The organism is Pseudomonas sp. PB120, assembly GCF_009761815.1.
GTDB lineage: Bacteria > Pseudomonadota > Gammaproteobacteria > Pseudomonadales > Pseudomonadaceae > Aquipseudomonas.
In genome coordinates, this window is record NZ_RWIN01000053.1 from 42,048 (window position 1) to 59,177 (window position 17,130).

The window sequence follows — 17,130 nt, forward strand, 5'->3', positions numbered from 1 at the left end:
CGCTGGGCTGCGAAGCAGCCCTAAGACCACACGCCATTGAGTCCCTGGCAAAACGCGGTTGCCTGTTTGGCGACCGCTTCGCGCTCGAGCGGGAGCAAGCTCCCTCGCCACAATCCAGGTTTGATAGCGATTACCGGTGCGTCGCAATCCAGATCAACAACCCCGCCTGAAACACCGCAAACGCCACCAGGCACGTAATCGTGAACCGCAGCCCGGCGTCTTCGCGTTTGTATTTGCTGACTTTCTCTTCGTGTTTCTTGAGCTTTACTTCCTGCTCGGCCAGATTCTGCTCGGCCTGCTGGAGCATCTGCGCCGCTTCAAGAATCTCCACCACCTGCAATTTTTCGGTGTTCCACTCACCCAGCAGATCGCCGACTTGCACCTCTTTGACGCTGCCCTTCAAATGCTGGGCATCGGCGTACGCCACCTCAAAGCCATGGGCCTTCAGGAAGTGATCGCGACGCAGGCGGGTGTCTTCGTTCAGTGCGTCCTTGTTGTTCAGGTCCGTGCCGTCGACGGTGTAGCCAGGCCATCTCTTTTTCGCCCAAGTGATGCCCTGGGCAGCCATGAAGCGGCCGATGCCGCGATTCATCGGTTCGATCTGCAAGCCGCTGTCAGGCCCGAAATGCACCCGTTTGGTGGTGTGATCGACCCACACATCAAGATGATTCTGTTCCTTGCGCACGCGCTGGCCGGGCAGCGAAATGCTCATGCGCATCAGGCTGTGTTCCTTGCTGTTGCGGTCGGCGTAGCCGAACTCCACAAAGCGCAAAGGGCGACCACCGGTGTTGCGGTCGGTCTGTAACGGCGCCAGACGGAGCATCTTGTGGTGCTCGACCTGGACGTCCGCCCACGGCAGCTCGGCCGCTGGTGGTGCGTCTTTTTCAGCGGTGCTGTCGGGTGAAGTCTGGGTATCAGTCATAACGGCGAGATCCTGTCCAAGCTCTGCTTGCCGCCAGTCATGGCGCTGGCGACAAAGGCTTATCGGCCGTTTTTTCCAGGACTGGAGGGCAAGTAGCGCTTAACGGGTGCGAAGTCCGTCAATAAACCCAAGAATCCTTGTGCTCAATTCGGCGGCCAACGGCAATTGCGGATCTTTATACGAGGCAAGCTGCCGTTTGACGTCATTGGGCACGATGCGCATGACGTGGTTCATGCCTTCGATCACCGCCAGTTCGGCGTCCGGCTTGGCCTCCTTGAGCAGCCTGGCATCGCCGACCCCGACTTGAATGTCGTTGCTGCCCTGAATGATCAGCGCCGGCATTTTCAGTTGCGCGAACGCCGCAGCCGGGTCCTGGCGGAACAGCGAGATCAGGTACGGCTGCACGCTGGGGCGGAAAATCACCTGCAATTGCGGCGGTACGTTGTCGTCGACATGGCCCGCCTTGAGGCTGTCGAGCAATTCATTGCTGCGCAGCAGCAACGGTGGGGGCAGGCGATTGCTCAGTTGCTGGCGCAGCACCTGATCGATGGGCCGGGCGCTGCCGGACATGGAGATCACTGCTGCCGCATCCAGGCTCGGTGCGGCCAGGCTGGCGATCAATGCGCCTTCGCTGTGCCCCAGCAGGATCAACGGGCCAAAGCGCGGATCGGCCTTGAGCTTTCGGCCCCAGGCTTCGGCGTCGGCCACATAGGCTTCCACCGACAGATTGCGCTCGTCCGGGGTCGCCGCCAGGCTCGCGGCCACGCCGCGCTTGTCGTAACGCACGCTGGCGATATTGTGTTTGGCTAGGACCCAGGCCAGGCGCTTCAGGCTGTCGTTGCGTCCGCCGTCAGGGTTATTGCCGTCGCGATCCGTAGGACCGGAGCCGGAAATGATCAGGACAACCGGCACCGGCGTGTCGGACTTGGGCAGCAGCAACGAGCCGAAAAGCTCGCCGGTGCCGGTGTCCAATGAAATCGGCCGTTGCAAAACGGTGGCCTGAACAAAGCCGGTAAACAAGGTAAGGCTCAAGGCTAGAACTCGCAGCATCATCACGCCATCATGAACAAGATGCCGGTTGGACTCACAGGCACCCATAAGGTTCGAGGATGAACTAGTCGGGTAGCCTGCGTATACTGGCGCGCATTACGTATTCAGGTTCATTTCACGGAGCGTCCTGCATGTCCGGCAATACCTACGGCAAGCTGTTCACTGTCACCACCGCGGGCGAAAGCCATGGTCCGGCGTTGGTCGCCATTGTCGACGGCTGCCCGCCGGGGCTGGAGATTTCCCTGGAAGATTTGCAGCGCGACCTCGATCGCCGCAAACCCGGCACCAGCCGCCACACCACCCAGCGCCAGGAAGCCGACGAAGTCGAAATCCTCTCCGGCGTCTTCGAAGGCCGCACCACCGGCTGCGCCATTGGCCTGTTGATCCGCAACACCGACCAGAAGTCCAAGGACTATTCGGCGATCAAGGACCTGTTCCGCCCGGCGCACGCCGATTACACCTACCATCACAAATACGGCGAGCGCGATTACCGCGGCGGCGGTCGCAGCTCGGCGCGGGAAACCGCCATGCGTGTAGCCGCCGGCGCGATTGCCAAGAAATACCTGGCAACCCAGGGCATCGTCATCCGTGGCTACATGAGCCAGCTCGGGCCGATCGAAATCCCGTTCAAGACTTGGGATTCGGTGGAAGAGAACGCGTTCTTCAGTCCTGATCCGGACAAAGTCCCGGAGCTGGAAGCCTATATGGACCAGCTGCGTCGCGACCAGGATTCGGTGGGCGCGAAGATCACCGTCGTCGCCGAAGGTGTGATGCCGGGCCTGGGCGAGCCGATCTTTGACCGTCTCGATGCCGAACTGGCCCACGCGCTGATGAGCATCAACGCGGTCAAGGGCGTGGAGATCGGTGCCGGTTTCGCCAGCGTCGCCCAGCGCGGCACCGAGCACCGCGATGAAATGACCCCGGAAGGTTTCCTCAGCAACAACGCGGGCGGCATTCTGGGTGGCATCTCGTCCGGTCAGCCGATCGTTGCGCACCTGGCGTTGAAGCCGACATCGAGCATCACCACGCCGGGCCGTTCCATCGACATCCATGGCAACCCGGTGGACGTGATCACCAAGGGCCGTCACGACCCATGCGTCGGCATCCGCGCCACGCCGATTGCCGAAGCGATGATGGCCATCGTGTTGATGGATCACCTGTTGCGTCATCGCGGCCAGAACGCCGATGTGCGGGTCAGCACGCCGGTGCTGGGTCAGCTTTAATGACTGACCTCACAGCCGCTGCGGTCTGACGGCCGTGGCGGCGCTCCCATACTGGCGGCTCTCCAGTTTCTATCTGTTCTATTTCGCCTTGCTCGGTTCGACAGCGCCGTTTCTGGCGCTGTACTTCGATCACCTGGGTTTTTCCAGCGCGCGCATCGGCGAGCTGGTGGCGATCCCGATGCTGATGCGTTGCGTTGCGCCGAACATCTGGGGCTGGCTCGGCGACTACACCGGGCGACGCCTGGCCATCGTGCGTTTCGGCGCGGTGTGCACGTTGCTGACGTTTTCACTGATCTTCGTCAGCAAGACCTACGCCTGGCTGGCGATGGTCATGGCGTTGCATGCGTTCTTCTGGCACGCGGTGTTGCCGCAGTTCGAAGTCATCACCCTGGCGCACTTGAAAGGGCAGACGTCGCGCTACAGCCAGATCCGCCTGTGGGGCTCCATCGGTTTCATCATCACCGTGGTTGCGCTGGGTCGCTTGTTCGAATGGCTCAGCCTCGACATTTATCCGGTGGCGCTGGTGCTGATCATGGCCGGGATCGTGGTCAGCAGCCTGTGGGTGCCTAATGCCCAACCGGCTCAGGGCGAGCGTCCGGCCGGGGACGGTTTTCTCAAGCAACTGCGCAGCCCGGGCGTGTTGGCGTTTTACGGATGTGTGGCGCTGATGCAGATGAGCCATGGTCCGTATTACACCTTTCTGACGCTGCACCTTGAGCGGCTCGGTTACAGCCGCGGCGTGATCGGCATGCTTTGGGCGGTGGGCGTGGTGGCGGAAGTCCTGATGTTTTTGGCCATGAGCAAGATCCTCGCGCGCTTTTCGGTGCGCCGGGTGTTGCTGGCGAGTTTCCTGCTGGCGGCGTTGCGGTGGTTGTTGCTCGGTTCGTTCGCGCAATTCTTGTGGGTGCTGCTGTTTGCGCAAGTGCTGCACGCGGCGACGTTCGGCAGCTTTCACGCGGCTGCCATCCAGTTTGTGCAACGCAGTTTTGGCGCGCGCCAACAAGGGCAGGGCCAGGCGCTGTACGCGGCGCTGGCCGGCACCGGCGGCGCACTCGGCGCGTTGTATTCCGGTTATAGCTGGAATGGGCTCGGGGCCGCCTACACCTTTAGTATTGCCAGCATCGCCGCGTTGGCCGCCGCCGTTATCATTGCCACACGCATGCGCGAGGACAGGCCATGAGCCTCGCCGTTGAATTATTGTTTGAGTGCGGATTGAAGATGCGCTCGACCCTGACCCGTTAAGGAATTGCCCTGATGAGCAGCCTGTCCGTTTACCACGTCTCGAGCCCTGACCTTCCGAACAAGGTGCTGACCCATTTGGAAGACATCGCCTCGACCCTGGCCGAGCACGGCGTTCGCTTTGACCGCTGGCAAGCGGCGGCGAAAATCCAGCCGGGGGCCCGCGAGGAAGAGATGATTGCGGCGTACCAGGGGCAGATCGACACACTGATGACTGAGCGCGGTTACCGCACCGTTGACGTGATTCGACTGAGCAGCGAGCACCCGCAAACAACGGAGCACTGCGCCGAGTTTCGCCTTGGCGAGGACAGCACAAGATTTTTTGTGGCCGGTCGTGGCCTGTTCACCCTGCACATCGACGATTACGTCTACGCCGTACTGTGCGAGAAGAATGACCTGATTTCGATTCCGGCTGGCATGCCGCACTGGGTTGATTTGGGTGAACATCCCCATTTCGTCGCGATCCGCCTGTTCAACAATCCTGAAGGGCTGATTGCCACCTTCACCGGCGATGACATCGCCAGCCGCTTCCCGGGTCTTGAAGACTGACTCTTTCGCTCTGAACGGCGATGCACAAAAACTGTGGGAGCGAGTCTGCTCGCGATAGCAATGTATCAGTCGACATCAAATCGAATGACAGGCCGCCATCGCGAGCAAGCTCGCTCCCACAGTTCGTTGACTACATACGGAACAATTTACGCCGAGTGATACGACGGCAATGCAAAGCGCTGCTGGCTTTGCAGCATGGAAATTTGTGGCAATTCGCTGGCCTGTTCGGCGATGTCGCGGCGAATGGCGCTGATTACCCACGACAGCTGATCACCGGCATGCAATTGCTGGTAGGAAATCGAGCGTTTGAAGATTTTGCCGTCGGCATTGCTCAGGGTCAGCAAGATGCCGCCATCCGGGCGTGCCTGGGTGGTCACATCGAAGTTGGAGAACAAGGACGAAAATTTTTCCTGGATCAGGCTCATGTCTATCAGCTCCGTTAGCACTTGGTTGGCAAGCATGGAGAGGTAGTTGCAGCCTTTGTGCCAGCATTCTAAATTTATAAAATCTTTATAAATCAATGGTTTAACTTTTTAGCCAATTTTCGCTTTCGTGCAATCTGCATGAATGGCCATCGTGCATCCTGCATTTTGCGTGGTCGGTCCCCTATTTATGGAACCAATCGCCGGCCGCGTGCTCATGCGCTTTCTCGCCAGAGCCCGCGGATACAAAACATTTCAAAAACCGCGTGTACAGCTCAAGAACCGCTGACGTATTTTCGGGGTCATCAACGCCGCCCGACTATAAGAAGACCAACGGGAGCAACCATGCGCGACGCGATTACCTGGGGCATGATGCTCCGCAAGCTGCCTGTCATTGCCAAGGCCATTCCCCGGGTGGTCAAGGGCATGAAGGCCGCGAACGTCACGGACCCGACCCAATCGTGCGGCCTCGGCTGGAGCTTCGAGCAGGCGACCCTGCGCAATCCAGAGGGGCCGGCACTATTGCATGGCGACCTGACACTCACCTATTTGCAAGTCAACCAGTGGGCCAATCGCATTGCCCGTCACCTGATTGCGCAAGGCATTCGAAAGGGCGACGTGGTCGCGGTGTTCATCGAGAACCGCCCGGAGCTCTTGGTGACGATTCTCGCGGTGGCCAAGGTCGGCGCGGTCAGCGCCTTGCTCAATACCACGCAGACCCGCGACGCCCTCACTCATAGCCTGAAGCTGGTGTCGCCGGTCGCGATTGTTGTCGGCGAAGAGCTGGTCCCGGCGTTTTCGGCGGTTCGCGCACGGGTGTCCATCGACGCGTCGCGTACCTGGTTCGTTGCAGACAACGATACTTACAGCACCCCGGGCATTGCGCCGGACGGTTTCATCAACCTGATGACGGCCAGCCTCGGCAGCGACAGCGAAAACCCCGCCAGTAGCCAGCAGGTTTTTTTCGACGATCCGTGTTTCTACATCTATACGTCCGGCACCACCGGTTTACCCAAGGCTGGCGTGTTCAAGCACGGTCGCTGGATGCGCAGTTCCGCGAGCTTCGGCCTGATCGCGCTGGATATGCGCCCGGAGGACATCGTCTACAGCACCTTGCCGCTTTATCACGCCACCGGACTGTGCGTGTGCTGGGGCTCGGCCATCAGCGGCGCTGCGGGGTTTGCCATCCGCCGCAAGTTCAGCGCCAGCCAGTTCTGGAATGACGTGCGCCATTACCGCGCGACCACCATTGGCTACGTCGGAGAGTTGTGCCGTTACCTGGTGGATCAACCGCCCAGCGCCGACGACAGCCAACACGGCGTGACGAAGATGATCGGCAACGGCTTGCGCCCCGGCGCGTGGGCCGAGTTCAAGACGCGCTTTGGGGTCAACCACATCTGCGAGTTGTACGCTGCCAGCGACGGCAATATCGGGTTCACCAACATTCTCAATTTCGACAACACTGTCGGCTTTTCCCTGATGTCCTGGGAGTTGGTGGCATACGACCACGACAGCGGCGCGCCGATACGTGGCTTACAGGGTTTCATGCGCAAAGTTGCCAAGGGCGAACGGGGCCTGTTGCTGGCGAAGATCGACGACAAGGCACCACTCGACGGCTACACCGACCCGCAGAAGACCGAAAAAGCGGTGCTGCATGACGTGTTTGTAAAGGGCGATCGTTATTTCAATACCGGTGACTTGCTGTGCAACATCGGTTTCGGACACGCCCGATTCGTCGACCGTTTGGGCGACACCTACCGTTGGAAAGGCGAAAACGTCTCGACCACCGAAGTCGAGAATGTCCTGCTGAAACACCCGACGATTTCCGAGGCTGTGGCGTACGGCGTCGAGATCCGCAACACCAACGGCCGTGCCGGCATGGCGGCGATCACCCCGGCGGAATCCCTGGCGACCCTGGATTTCAGCGAACTGCTGGCCTTCACCCGGGAGCAACTGCCGGCCTATGCGGTGCCGTTGTTCCTGCGAGTGAAAGTGAAAATGGAGACCACCGGGACGTTCAAGTACCAGAAGACCCGACTCAAGGACGAAGCCTTCGATCCCGGTAGAACCGGGGATGACCCGATCTATGCCTGGCTGCCGGGGACCGAGACCTACGTGCAGGTCACCGAGCAACTGTTGACGGAGATTCACAACGGCAAGTACCGCTATTGAATGTGGCTATGGCCGGGCATGAGAAAAAAGAAGTGACAGTGACGGGGCTGCTCGGGAAACTGTCGGCCTTGCGAATAACCGAATATGGAGTGCCCGATGTCAGACCAAAGCCGCCAGATGACCCCCGAAGAAGCCGCTGAATTTGCCGAACAGGTATTCAACAAAGCGCGCGAGGGCGATGCGGCCATGATGGCTGCGCTGCTGACCAAGGGCTTGCCGCCGAACCTGCGCAACCACAAGGGCGACACCCTGTTGATGCTGGCCGCTTACCATGGCCACGTCGAGACGGTGAAAGTCCTGCTGGAGCACAAGGCAGACCCGGAAATCCGCAACGACAACGGCCAGAGCCCGATTGCCGGCGCAGCCTTCAAGGGCGATCTGGCAGTGGTCAAGGCGCTGGTCGAAGGCGGCGCGCAGGTGGAAGGCTCTTCGTTCGACGGCCGTACCGCGTTGATGATGGCGGCGATGTTCAACCGCGTTGAAATCGTCGACTACCTGATCAGCAAGGGTGCGGACCCGAAAGCCAAGGATGCCAATGGCATCGGCGCGCTGGATGCTGCCAGGACGATGGGGGCGGTGGATACCGTGGCGCAGCTGGAAAAACTGCTCGGCTAACGACTCAACGTATTCTTCAAGCAAACCATACCCCTGTGGCGAGGGAGCTTGCTCCCGCTGGGTCGCGAAGCGGCCCCAATTATCTGACATGAATTGCAGGTCTTTGTGAGTGCTGCACACTCAAGCGCGAGCAAGCTCGCTCGCCACAGGGTTGTAACAAATTCACAATTTCGTTAAGTCAGTACACCCAAACCTCAACCCGCCGATTCTTGATCCGCCCCTCATCCGCGCTGTTCGCCGCCACCGGCATTTCGGCGCCGAAGCCACGGATTTCGCGAAACACCACGCCGCTTTTCACCAGTTCCCGCCGCACCGCCATGGCCCGCAGTTTCGACAGCAAATCCGCGCGCGCCGGATCGCTTTTGGCATCGCCAAACCCGACCAGCGTCACTTGCCGATTGGTTTTGTCGCGCTGTTTTATGTAATCCAGCACCCGCGACAGGTCCTGTCGTGCCTTGTTATCCAGCGTGGCGCTACCTTCCTCGAAGCGAAAATTCACCGACAGCCGTTGGGCATGGCGGCTGAGCGCTTGATAACCCTCGGGCATCAGCGCGTTCGGCGTGACGGTCATGGCCTGCACGGTTTGCGCGATGAAACCGTTGGCGGCGACGATGGCCTGGCCCTTGCTGCTTTGGGCGAACGCCACCAGCGCGTCGGCCCAGGGATTTTTGCCGTTGGGTGGCAGGTAAAAGAACAACCGGCGCGACAACGGATAGTCTTCCGTAGCGATCAGGCTGTTGAGCGGCAACATGGCCTGGGATTGCCCATCGACAATCGCCACGGCTTTGGCCTGGCGCACATAGGGCAGGCCGATGAAACCAATGCCTTGCGGGTCAAGGCTGACCGCGTCGGACAATTGCTCGCTGGATTCGAAGCGTTTCGCCGCGCCGCTGAGGGTTTTCCCATAGCCGCTGAGGACCAGTTCCTTGAAGGTGTCATAGGTGCCGGACTGGTCATCGCGCGCATACAGATGAATAGGGCCGCCCGTGCCGCCGAGTTCTTCCCAGGTTTTAGCTTCGCCGCTGAAGATGCGCGCCAGTTGCCCGGTATCGAGTTGATTCAGTGGGTTTTGCGGGTGGAGGATGATGGCCAGCCCATCGATGGCGATGACTTGTTCGGCCGCGGGGGATTTCAGGTCGCCGAGCGGGGCGAGGGCCTGCAGTTCGCTGTCCTTGATCGGGCGCGACGACGCGGCGAGGTCCGCGTTGGCGGTTTTCAGGGCGGTGAACCCGGTGCTGGAGCCGTGGGCCGCAATGTCCACCACCACTCGGCGACCCTGTGCGGTTTCGCCCACGACGCGCAGTTCGTTGGCGGTGTCCGGGGCTTCGCTGTGAACCTTGAGCAGGCCTTGATCGCGCAGCAGACCTTCAACCAGCGCCGGGCCCAGCGCCGCACCGATGGTGTTGGAGCCCTGGATGCGCAGCACCGGACCTTGTTCGGGCGTCGGCAAAGCGCCGGCCGACACCGTCTGGGGTAGGCCGACACAGAGCATCAACAGCAGGAAAACGCGCAGCGTCATGCCGGCACCTTATTAAGCCAAAGGAAGTGCCGGGAGAATAAGTCAGTAAGGTTGCCGAAAGATGACAGTTGCCACTACTGTGGGGGCGGGCTTGTGTGGCGAGGGAGCTTGCTCCCGCTGGGTCGCGAAGCGGCCCCAAAAGCTATGCGACTGCTCCGCAGCCGAGCGGGACGGTGCGGCGATCCGACAAGCTCCCTCGCCACACAAGCTCGCTCCTACAGGGGGACTGTGTTGATCAGGCCAGTTCGAGCCAGATCGGCGCGTGGTCCGAAGGTTTTTCCATCCCGCGCAGTTCGTAATCCACGCCGGCATCCTTCACCCGCGGCATCAGGCCGTGGGACGCCATGATCACGTCAATCCGCAGGCCGCGCTTGGGTTCATCTTCGAAACCACGACTACGGTAGTCAAACCAGCTGAAACGGTCGGACACGTCCGGGTTCAGGTGGCGGAAGCTGTCGACCAGCCCCCAGTTTTTCAACCGCGCCATCCACTCGCGCTCTTCCGGCAGGAAGCTGCACTTGCCGGTCTTGAGCCAGCGTTTCATGTTGTCCGGGCCGATACCAATGTCGCAATCTTCCGGGGAAATGTTCACATCGCCCATCACCACCAGCGGCTGCTCGTTGCTGAACTGGCTTTCCAGCAGGTGCTGCAGGTCGTTGTAGAACCGTTCCTTGGCCGGGAATTTGGTCGGATGGTCGCGGCTTTCACCCTGTGGGAAATAGCCGTTCATGATGGTCACCGGTACGCCATTGGCGTCGGCGAACGTGCCCCAGATAAAGCGGCGTTGCGCGTCTTCTTCATCGGTGGCGAAGCCTTTGTGCAGCGCCAGCGGTTCCTTGCGCGAGAGCAGGGCGACGCCGTAGTGACCCTTTTGCCCGTGGAAATACACGTGATAGCCCAGCGCCTGAACCTCGGCCAGCGGGAACTGGTCGTCATGGACCTTGGTTTCCTGCAGCCCGATCACGTCGGGTTGATGCTTTTCAATCAGCGCCGCCAGCTGATGCGGGCGAGCGCGCAGCCCGTTGATGTTGAAGGAGACGATCTTCATGGTCGGCAGTCCTGGCAAAAGGGCGATGCTAGCTGACATGTGGGATTGGGGCCAGTTCAGTCGATGAAGATCCCAAGGTTGGTCTATACCTGTTGGGAACTGTGACGCCAGCAAAAGGCTCGTACCAATAAGAGCGGCGCCATTTAGAGCGACGCCCCGGGGAGATCAACCGCAATGCCTGAAACCTCGACCGCCATCGCCGATATCCACATGCTCGACAGTGGCTACTCCCGCGAAGCCCGTTCCCTGCTGTATCAGGCCTACCGACATGAGCCGACGTTCGGCTACCTGTTCGAAGCCGAACGCCCCGGCTATGAGCAACGGGTCCGAGCCACCGTGCGTGAGCTGGTCAAACAACACTTTCTGCAGGACCTTCCGGCCATCGGCCTGCTGGTTAACGATCGCTTGATCGGCATCGCGCTGATCGCACCGCCGCAACGTCGCCTGGGCATTACCGAAAGCTGGGCCTGGCGTTTGCGCATGGTGCTGAGCACGGGTTTCCGCTGCACCCGTCGCTACCTTGAATATCACGATGCGGTGGCTTCCTGCGTGCCGTCCGATGCGGTGCATGTCTTGCCGTTGCTGGGGATTCACCCGCAATTCCAGGGCAAACATTTCGGCGAGCAACTGCTGCAAGCCGTGCACAACTGGTGTGCCGTGGATGAACACTCCCAGGGCGTCATCCTCGACACCGGGAATCCGCGTTACCTGGAGTTTTACAAACGTCAGGGCTATGAGGAAATCGGCGAAGTGGCCGTAGGACCGATACGCGAGCACGTGTTTTTCCACGCCAACCCCCAGGTGCTGCAAACCGCGACAGCCTAGAGGTCGAACTTTCCCGGCACCCGAGGCTCTATCACGCTCTCAAGCTCGTGATAGCATCCGCGCCTATGAAGTTTCCAGGAAGAATTACCAGCGGCGTGCTCATGCTGATCAGCAGTTGCGCGGCGCTGGCCCAAAGTGAATTGGATGTACGGATCAAACCGTCCAACGATGAACTGAAAGCCAATATAGAGGGCTATATCGGCAGCCTCGGCGACCGTGACGAAGAAGCCTTGTTGCGCTTCAGTCGTGGCGCCGAGGAACAGGCGCGCAAGGCCGCCCAGGCCTTGGGTTATTACCAGCCACACATCGACAGCGATGTGAAGGGCGGCAAGACGCCGCGCCTGGTGCTCACCATCGATCCGGGCGAGCCGGTGCATCTGCGCAACGTCACCATCCGCATCGACGGCCCGGCCGCCTCGCTCAAATCCTTTCGCGTGCCAAAAAGTGACGTGCTGAAAACCGGCGCGGTGCTCAACCACGGTCGTTACGAAGACGCCAAGCGGCTGATCCAGAACCAGGCCTCGCGCTACGGCTTTTTCAGCGGCCATTTTTCCAGTCAGAAGCTGTCGGTCGACCCGCGAGCCGGCGTTGCCGACATCGAGCTGATCTATAACAGTGGCCCGCGTTATTCCTTGGGCAAGGTCAGTTTTGAGGGTGACACGCCGTTCGACGAAGATTTGTTGAAGCGCATGGTGCCCTTCAAGGAAGGCGCCCCTTACGACTCCGAATTGATCGCCGAACTCAACCAGGCCATGCAATCGAGCGGCTATTTCGACAGTGTCCGGGTGGATGCGGCGCCGACGGCGTCCAAGGACGATGTAATCCCGGTGGACGTCAAACTCGAAACCCGCAAACCACGTACCATGGGCCTTGGCCTGGGTTATTCCACCGACGTCGGCCCACGGGTCAAGGCCAACTGGACCCGGCACTGGGTCAACCCCCAGGGGCACAGCTATGGCTGGGAGACCGAAGTCTCGGCGCCACGGCAGAACGTCGGGGTGTTCTACGACATTCCGCTGGACCCGCCGCTGACCGACAAACTGCGCTTCGCCGGCGGTTATCAGAACGAAGAAATCGCCGATAAGGACAGCCTGAGCAAGTTGCTGACCCTGGGTCCTGAGTGGCACAGCAAGTTGCCCAGCGGCTGGCAGCGGGTGGTGTCGCTGAAGTGGCAGCGCGAGGAATATCGGCTGGGCGACGACTCGGGGCTCAGCACCTTGCTAATGCCGGGCGTCAGCTATTCCTACCTGAAAAGCGACAACCGCATCGACCCGCACAACGGCTATCGTCTGCAATTCGAAACCAAAGTGGCCAAGGAAGGGCTGGGGTCCGACACCAACCTGGTGTACGGCACCGCATTGGTGAAAGGCTTGACCACCGTGTTCGACAAGCACCGTTTCCTCGGTCGGGTACAGGTCGGCGGCAGCGCCACCAATGGCTACAAATCGGTGCCTCCGTCGCTGCGCTTCTTTGCCGGTGGCGATCAGAGCGTGCGCGGTTACGATTATCAGAGCCTGTCCCCGGAAAACTCCGAGGGTGATCGCATCGGGGGGCGTTACATGGTCACGGCCAGCGCCGAGTATCAGTATTCCATCGCCGAAAAATGGCGGGTGGCGACCTTCGTCGACCAAGGCAACTCGTTCAATACCCTCGAACTGCCGAACCTCAAGACCGGCGTCGGCATCGGTGTGCGTTGGGTCTCGCCGGTGGGGCCGATTCGCCTCGACCTGGCCCATGCGCTGGACGACGACGGTGGCATCCGACTGCACTTTTCCATGGGGCCTGAGCTGTGAAGCGTGGTTTGAAAGTAACGCTGCTGACGCCTCTCGCGTTGCTGATGCTGATTGTGCTGACACTGGCCGCCGTGATCGGAACGCAGACGGGCAGCCGCTGGGCGCTTGGCTTCGTGCCGGGTTTGACCCTCGAAAACTACCAGGGCCGTCTGGGCGGGCAGTGGAGTGCCGATCACCTGGTGTGGCAGCAGGGCAGCAGTCGGGTTGAACTGAGCAAAGTGATTTTTGCCTGGTCGCCACTGTGCCTGACGCGCATGACCCTGTGCATCGAACAGTTGCAGGCCGATCAGGTCAGCCTGCAATTTCCGCCGGGCGAAGAAGAAGCCAGCAGCGGCCCGATCAGCCTTCCGGATCTTAAATTGCCATTGGCAATCGAACTGGGGGACGTGAAGGTTGGCAGCCTGCTGTTCAACGGCAGCGAAGAACTCAAGGGCCTGCAACTGGCCGCGCACTGGACAGCGCAAGGCTTGCGGATCGATTCGGTTCAGTTGCAGCGCGACGACCTGAGCCTGAACCTTTCCGGCCTGCTGCAACCCAGCGGCAACTGGCCGCTGACAGTGGAAGGCAAGCTGACCTTGCCAGCCCCCGAACCTTGGGCGTTGGCCCTGAAGATCGACGGCGATCTGCTGAAAACCCTGAACCTGAAAGCCGACAGCAGCGGTTACCTCAACGGCCAACTGACTGGCGAGTTGCAACCGCTGGTGGAAAACCTGCCAGCCAAGGTGCGAATCACCGCTGACGGCTTCAAGCCCAGCGCCGATTTGCCGGACACCCTGCAACTCAATCAGCTGGTGCTCACGGGCGCCGGCGACCTGAAAAACGGTTACCAATTGCTCGGCAATGCCACGCTGCCCGCAGAAGTCGCGCCGGTTGCACTGATGTTGCAAGGCAAGGTCGACGCCAAAGGCGCGCAAATTGCCGGCCTCGACCTGACGGCCAACGACAAGCAAAGCCTGAAGCTCACGGGCAACCTCGACTGGAGCAAAGGCCTGAGCGCCGACGCAAAAATCGACTGGCAGGATTTCCCCTGGCACCGCCTCTATCCTCTGATCGACGAACCGCAAGTGGCGCTGCGCCGCTTTAACGGCGACATCTCCTACACCGACGGCCAATACCTCGGCAGCTTCAACGCTGCGCTGGACGGCCCGGCGGGGGCGTTCAACCTGAGCAGCCCGTTCAGCGGCGACCTGACGAAAATCTACCTGCAACAAATTCAACTCGAAGCCGGGCAGGGCAAGGCCGAAGGGCACTTGAACCTGCAATTTGCCGAGGGCATCGCCTGGGACACGGCACTGGATCTGTCGGCGATCAACCCGGCGTACTGGGTCGCGGAATTGCCGGGCACTTTAGCGGGTCCGCTGCGCAGCAAAGGCGAGATGAAGAATGAAACACTTAGTCTCACGGCCGACCTCGACCTGAAAGGCAAGCTTCGCGGCCAACCGGCGGTGATCCAGGCCAAGGCCGATGGCGGCGGTGAACAATGGAATCTCAACGCGCTGCAAATTCGCCTGGGTGACAACAGCATCAGCGGCAAGGGCAGCCTGCAGCAGAAACTCTCCGGTCAAATCGATATCAAGCTGCCGCGCCTGGCTCAGCTGTGGCCGCAATTGCGCGGCCAGCTCAACGGTCGACTGGATGTCGCCGGCACGCTCAAGGCGCCACAGGGCAAGCTCGGTTTGCAGGGCACGCAGCTGGCGTTCGAAGACAATCGCCTGCAAAGCCTGAACCTCGATGCGACGCTCGACAGCGCGCAACGGGCGAAGATTGACCTCAAGGGCAGCGGCATTCAGGCCGGCGACACCTCACTGGGCACGCTGACGGCCAGCGGCCAGGGCGATATCAAAAACCAGAAACTCAGCCTCGACCTGCAAGGGCCGCAGCTGAAACTGGCCCTAGGGCTCGACGGTGCGCTGGATAAGGGCAACTGGCGTGGACGCTTGGCCAGCGGCGATATCCAGGCCGGAGGCCAGGACTGGAAGCTGCAAGGTCCGGCGAAGCTTGAACGCTTGGCGGACGGCAAAATCAACTTCGGTGCCCATTGCTGGATGTCCGGCGCGTCGAGTCTGTGCGGCGAAGATCAGCGCCTGATGCCGGAGCCGAAGCTGCGTTATCACCTCAAGCAATTCCCGATTGAAAGCCTCGCCCAGTGGTTGCCGAAGGATTTCGCCTGGAAGGGCAGCCTCAATGCCGACCTGCAACTGGACTTGCAGGCCAGCGGCCCGAACGGCCAGGTCAGCATTGATGCCAGCGGCGGCACCTTGCGCATGAAGGAAAAGGATCAGTGGCTGGACTTCCCCTACCAGACGCTGAAACTCACCAGCAAACTCACGCCCAAACGCATCGACACCGAGCTCGACTTCGTCGGCGGCAAGTTGGGCGAACTGATGGTGCAGGCGCAGATCAATCCGCTGCCGAAGAACAAACCGCTGACCGGTTCGTTCCGTCTCAGCGGGCTGGACCTGTCCGTGGCGCGGCCGTTTGTGCCGATGGTCGAGAAACTCACGGGCCATTTGAATGGCAGCGGCACGATCGGCGGTACGCTGATGGCGCCTCTGGTGAACGGCAATCTGTTGCTCAGTGATGGCGAGGTGTCCGGCTCGGAATTGCCGATGGCGCTTCAGGCCTTGCAACTTCAAGCGGTCATCGCTGGCGAAACCGTGCAACTGAACGGCGGCTGGAAAAGCGGCAAGACGGGGCAGGGGAGTTTGAGCGGCAACATCGCCTGGGGCCAGGCGCTGGTGGTGGACCTGGCACTCAAGGGGTCGCAGTTGCCTGTCACGGTCGAACCGTACGCCAAGCTTGAAGTGGCGCCGGACCTGAAGATCTCGATGAAGGACGACCAACTGTCCGTCGCCGGCAAAGTCCTGGTACCCAAGGGCGACATCACCGTGCGTGAGTTGCCGCCGTCGACCGTCAAGGTGTCAGAGGACACGGTGATCGTCGGCCAGCAGACCGCAGAGGGCAAGCCGCCGCTGGCCATGAAAATGGACATCGACGTGGTGGTCGGCGAAGACAAACTGAGCTTTGCCGGGTTTGGCCTGACCGCCAACCTGCAAGGGCACGTGCACATTGGCGACAACATGGACACCCGCGGCGAGCTCTGGCTCAACGACGGACGTTACCGCGCCTACGGCCAGCGCCTGACGGTGCGCCGGGCGCGGCTGTTGTTTGCCGGGCCGATCGATCAGCCATATCTGGACATCGAGGCGATTCGCCAGACCGACGACGTGATCGCCGGGATTCGCCTGAGCGGCAGTGCCGAGCAGCCCACCACGCAAATCTTCTCCGAGCCGGCCATGAGCCAGGAACAGGCGCTGTCGTACCTGGTGCTGGGGCGTCCACTGAGCACCAACGGTGAAGATAACAACATGCTGGCCCAAGCGGCGCTGGGGTTGGGCCTGATGGGCAGTTCGGGGGTGACCGGCAAACTGGCGACCGACCTGGGAATCCAGGATTTCCAGCTCGACACCCAAGGCAGTGGCAACACGACGAGCGTGGTCGCCAGCGGCAATATCTCCGAGAAACTCAGCCTGCGTTACGGCGTGGGCGTGTTCGAGCCGGCCAACACCATTGCCCTGCGCTACAAGCTGAGCAAGAAGGTCTACCTCGAAGCGGCGGGGGGCGTGGCCAGTTCGCTGGATATCTTTTACAAGCGGGATTTCTAAGGCCCGTCCTCTTCCAAACCGAGTTGCCCCCATCGCCGGCAAGCCGGTCTCGCTCCCACAGGTTCAGTTGTGATCCCTGTGGGAGCGA

13 protein-coding genes are annotated in these 17,130 nt (G+C 60.9%); 8 read left to right on the forward strand and 5 right to left on the reverse strand.

The window, feature by feature from the left end:
- Window positions 1-130: 130 nt before the first annotated feature.
- Window positions 131-922, reverse strand: a complete 792-nt coding sequence (locus EJA72_RS12240; protein ID WP_157711706.1) for a hypothetical protein — start codon at window positions 920-922, stop codon at window positions 131-133.
- Window positions 923-1,021: 99 nt separating this feature from the next.
- Window positions 1,022-2,020 (reverse strand): alpha/beta hydrolase, encoded by a 999-nt coding sequence (locus tag EJA72_RS12245; protein WP_157711707.1) that lies wholly within the window; start codon window positions 2,018-2,020, stop codon window positions 1,022-1,024.
- 83 nt (window positions 2,021-2,103) lie between these two features.
- Here EJA72_RS12245 and aroC point away from each other — a divergent pair, with 83 nt between their 5' ends.
- The 3 genes from aroC (at window position 2,104) to EJA72_RS12260 (ending at window position 4,983) form a co-directional block, all read left to right on the forward strand.
- The gene (gene aroC / locus EJA72_RS12250) at window positions 2,104-3,195 is read left to right on the forward strand and encodes a chorismate synthase (RefSeq protein ID WP_130203669.1); all 1,092 of its coding nucleotides are present in this window, start codon (window positions 2,104-2,106) and stop codon (window positions 3,193-3,195) included.
- A gap of 34 nt (window positions 3,196-3,229) precedes the next feature.
- Complete coding sequence (locus EJA72_RS12255; RefSeq protein ID WP_178129327.1) at window positions 3,230-4,375, forward strand: MFS transporter; 1,146 nt, start codon at window positions 3,230-3,232, stop codon at window positions 4,373-4,375.
- 74 nt (window positions 4,376-4,449) lie between these two features.
- Window positions 4,450-4,983 carry an acireductone dioxygenase gene (locus tag EJA72_RS12260; protein ID WP_157711708.1) on the forward strand — a complete coding sequence of 178 codons (534 nt, stop codon included), beginning with the start codon at window positions 4,450-4,452 and terminating at the stop codon, window positions 4,981-4,983.
- Window positions 4,984-5,129: 146 nt separating this feature from the next.
- On the opposite strand, the gene EJA72_RS12265 is transcribed toward EJA72_RS12260, so the two are convergent.
- Window positions 5,130-5,408: a DUF3509 domain-containing protein gene (locus EJA72_RS12265; RefSeq protein WP_157711709.1), complete on the reverse strand. Its 279-nt coding sequence runs from the start codon at window positions 5,406-5,408 to the stop codon at window positions 5,130-5,132.
- A 342-nt stretch (window positions 5,409-5,750) separates the two neighbouring features.
- On the opposite strand from EJA72_RS12265, the gene EJA72_RS12270 reads away from it, so the two are divergent.
- The gene (locus EJA72_RS12270; protein WP_157711710.1) at window positions 5,751-7,577 is read left to right on the forward strand and encodes a long-chain-acyl-CoA synthetase; all 1,827 of its coding nucleotides are present in this window, start codon (window positions 5,751-5,753) and stop codon (window positions 7,575-7,577) included.
- A gap of 96 nt (window positions 7,578-7,673) precedes the next feature.
- Window positions 7,674-8,192: an ankyrin repeat domain-containing protein gene (locus tag EJA72_RS12275; protein ID WP_157711711.1), complete on the forward strand. Its 519-nt coding sequence runs from the start codon at window positions 7,674-7,676 to the stop codon at window positions 8,190-8,192.
- A gap of 178 nt (window positions 8,193-8,370) precedes the next feature.
- Here EJA72_RS12275 and EJA72_RS12280 read toward each other — a convergent pair whose 3' ends face one another.
- The gene (locus tag EJA72_RS12280) at window positions 8,371-9,711 is read right to left on the reverse strand and encodes a substrate-binding domain-containing protein (protein ID WP_157711712.1); all 1,341 of its coding nucleotides are present in this window, start codon (window positions 9,709-9,711) and stop codon (window positions 8,371-8,373) included.
- A gap of 235 nt (window positions 9,712-9,946) precedes the next feature.
- Window positions 9,947-10,759 (reverse strand): exodeoxyribonuclease III, encoded by an 813-nt coding sequence (xthA, locus tag EJA72_RS12285; protein ID WP_157711713.1) that lies wholly within the window; start codon window positions 10,757-10,759, stop codon window positions 9,947-9,949.
- A gap of 174 nt (window positions 10,760-10,933) precedes the next feature.
- Here xthA and EJA72_RS12290 point away from each other — a divergent pair, with 174 nt between their 5' ends.
- The 3 genes from EJA72_RS12290 to EJA72_RS12300 all read left to right on the forward strand — a co-directional run bounded on the left by EJA72_RS12290 (window position 10,934) and on the right by EJA72_RS12300 (window position 17,042).
- Entirely contained in the window at window positions 10,934-11,584 is a 651-nt protein-coding gene (locus EJA72_RS12290) for an N-acetyltransferase (RefSeq protein ID WP_157711714.1), read from the forward strand.
- Window positions 11,585-11,649: 65 nt separating this feature from the next.
- Window positions 11,650-13,377 (forward strand): autotransporter assembly complex family protein, encoded by a 1,728-nt coding sequence (locus EJA72_RS12295; protein ID WP_157711715.1) that lies wholly within the window; start codon window positions 11,650-11,652, stop codon window positions 13,375-13,377.
- Window positions 13,374-17,042, forward strand: coding sequence for a translocation/assembly module TamB domain-containing protein (locus EJA72_RS12300; protein WP_178129328.1), 3,669 nt, complete (start codon window positions 13,374-13,376; stop codon window positions 17,040-17,042). The genes EJA72_RS12295 and EJA72_RS12300 overlap by 4 nt, the downstream gene beginning before the upstream one ends.
- Window positions 17,043-17,130 lie beyond the last annotated feature (88 nt).

Coding starts and splice junctions, on each gene's coding strand:
- EJA72_RS12240 (WP_157711706.1), bottom strand. CDS start 922: ATGACTGATACCCAGACTTCACCCGACAGCACCGCTGAAAAAGACGCA.
- EJA72_RS12245 (WP_157711707.1), bottom strand. CDS start 2,020: ATGGGTGCCTGTGAGTCCAACCGGCATCTTGTTCATGATGGCGTGATG.
- aroC (WP_130203669.1), top strand. CDS start 2,104: ATGTCCGGCAATACCTACGGCAAGCTGTTCACTGTCACCACCGCGGGC.
- EJA72_RS12260 (WP_157711708.1), top strand. CDS start 4,450: ATGAGCAGCCTGTCCGTTTACCACGTCTCGAGCCCTGACCTTCCGAAC.
- EJA72_RS12265 (WP_157711709.1), bottom strand. CDS start 5,408: ATGAGCCTGATCCAGGAAAAATTTTCGTCCTTGTTCTCCAACTTCGAT.
- EJA72_RS12270 (WP_157711710.1), top strand. CDS start 5,751: ATGCGCGACGCGATTACCTGGGGCATGATGCTCCGCAAGCTGCCTGTC.
- EJA72_RS12275 (WP_157711711.1), top strand. CDS start 7,674: ATGTCAGACCAAAGCCGCCAGATGACCCCCGAAGAAGCCGCTGAATTT.
- EJA72_RS12280 (WP_157711712.1), bottom strand. CDS start 9,711: ATGACGCTGCGCGTTTTCCTGCTGTTGATGCTCTGTGTCGGCCTACCC.
- xthA (WP_157711713.1), bottom strand. CDS start 10,759: ATGAAGATCGTCTCCTTCAACATCAACGGGCTGCGCGCTCGCCCGCAT.
- EJA72_RS12290 (WP_157711714.1), top strand. CDS start 10,934: ATGCCTGAAACCTCGACCGCCATCGCCGATATCCACATGCTCGACAGT.
- EJA72_RS12295 (WP_157711715.1), top strand. CDS start 11,650: ATGAAGTTTCCAGGAAGAATTACCAGCGGCGTGCTCATGCTGATCAGC.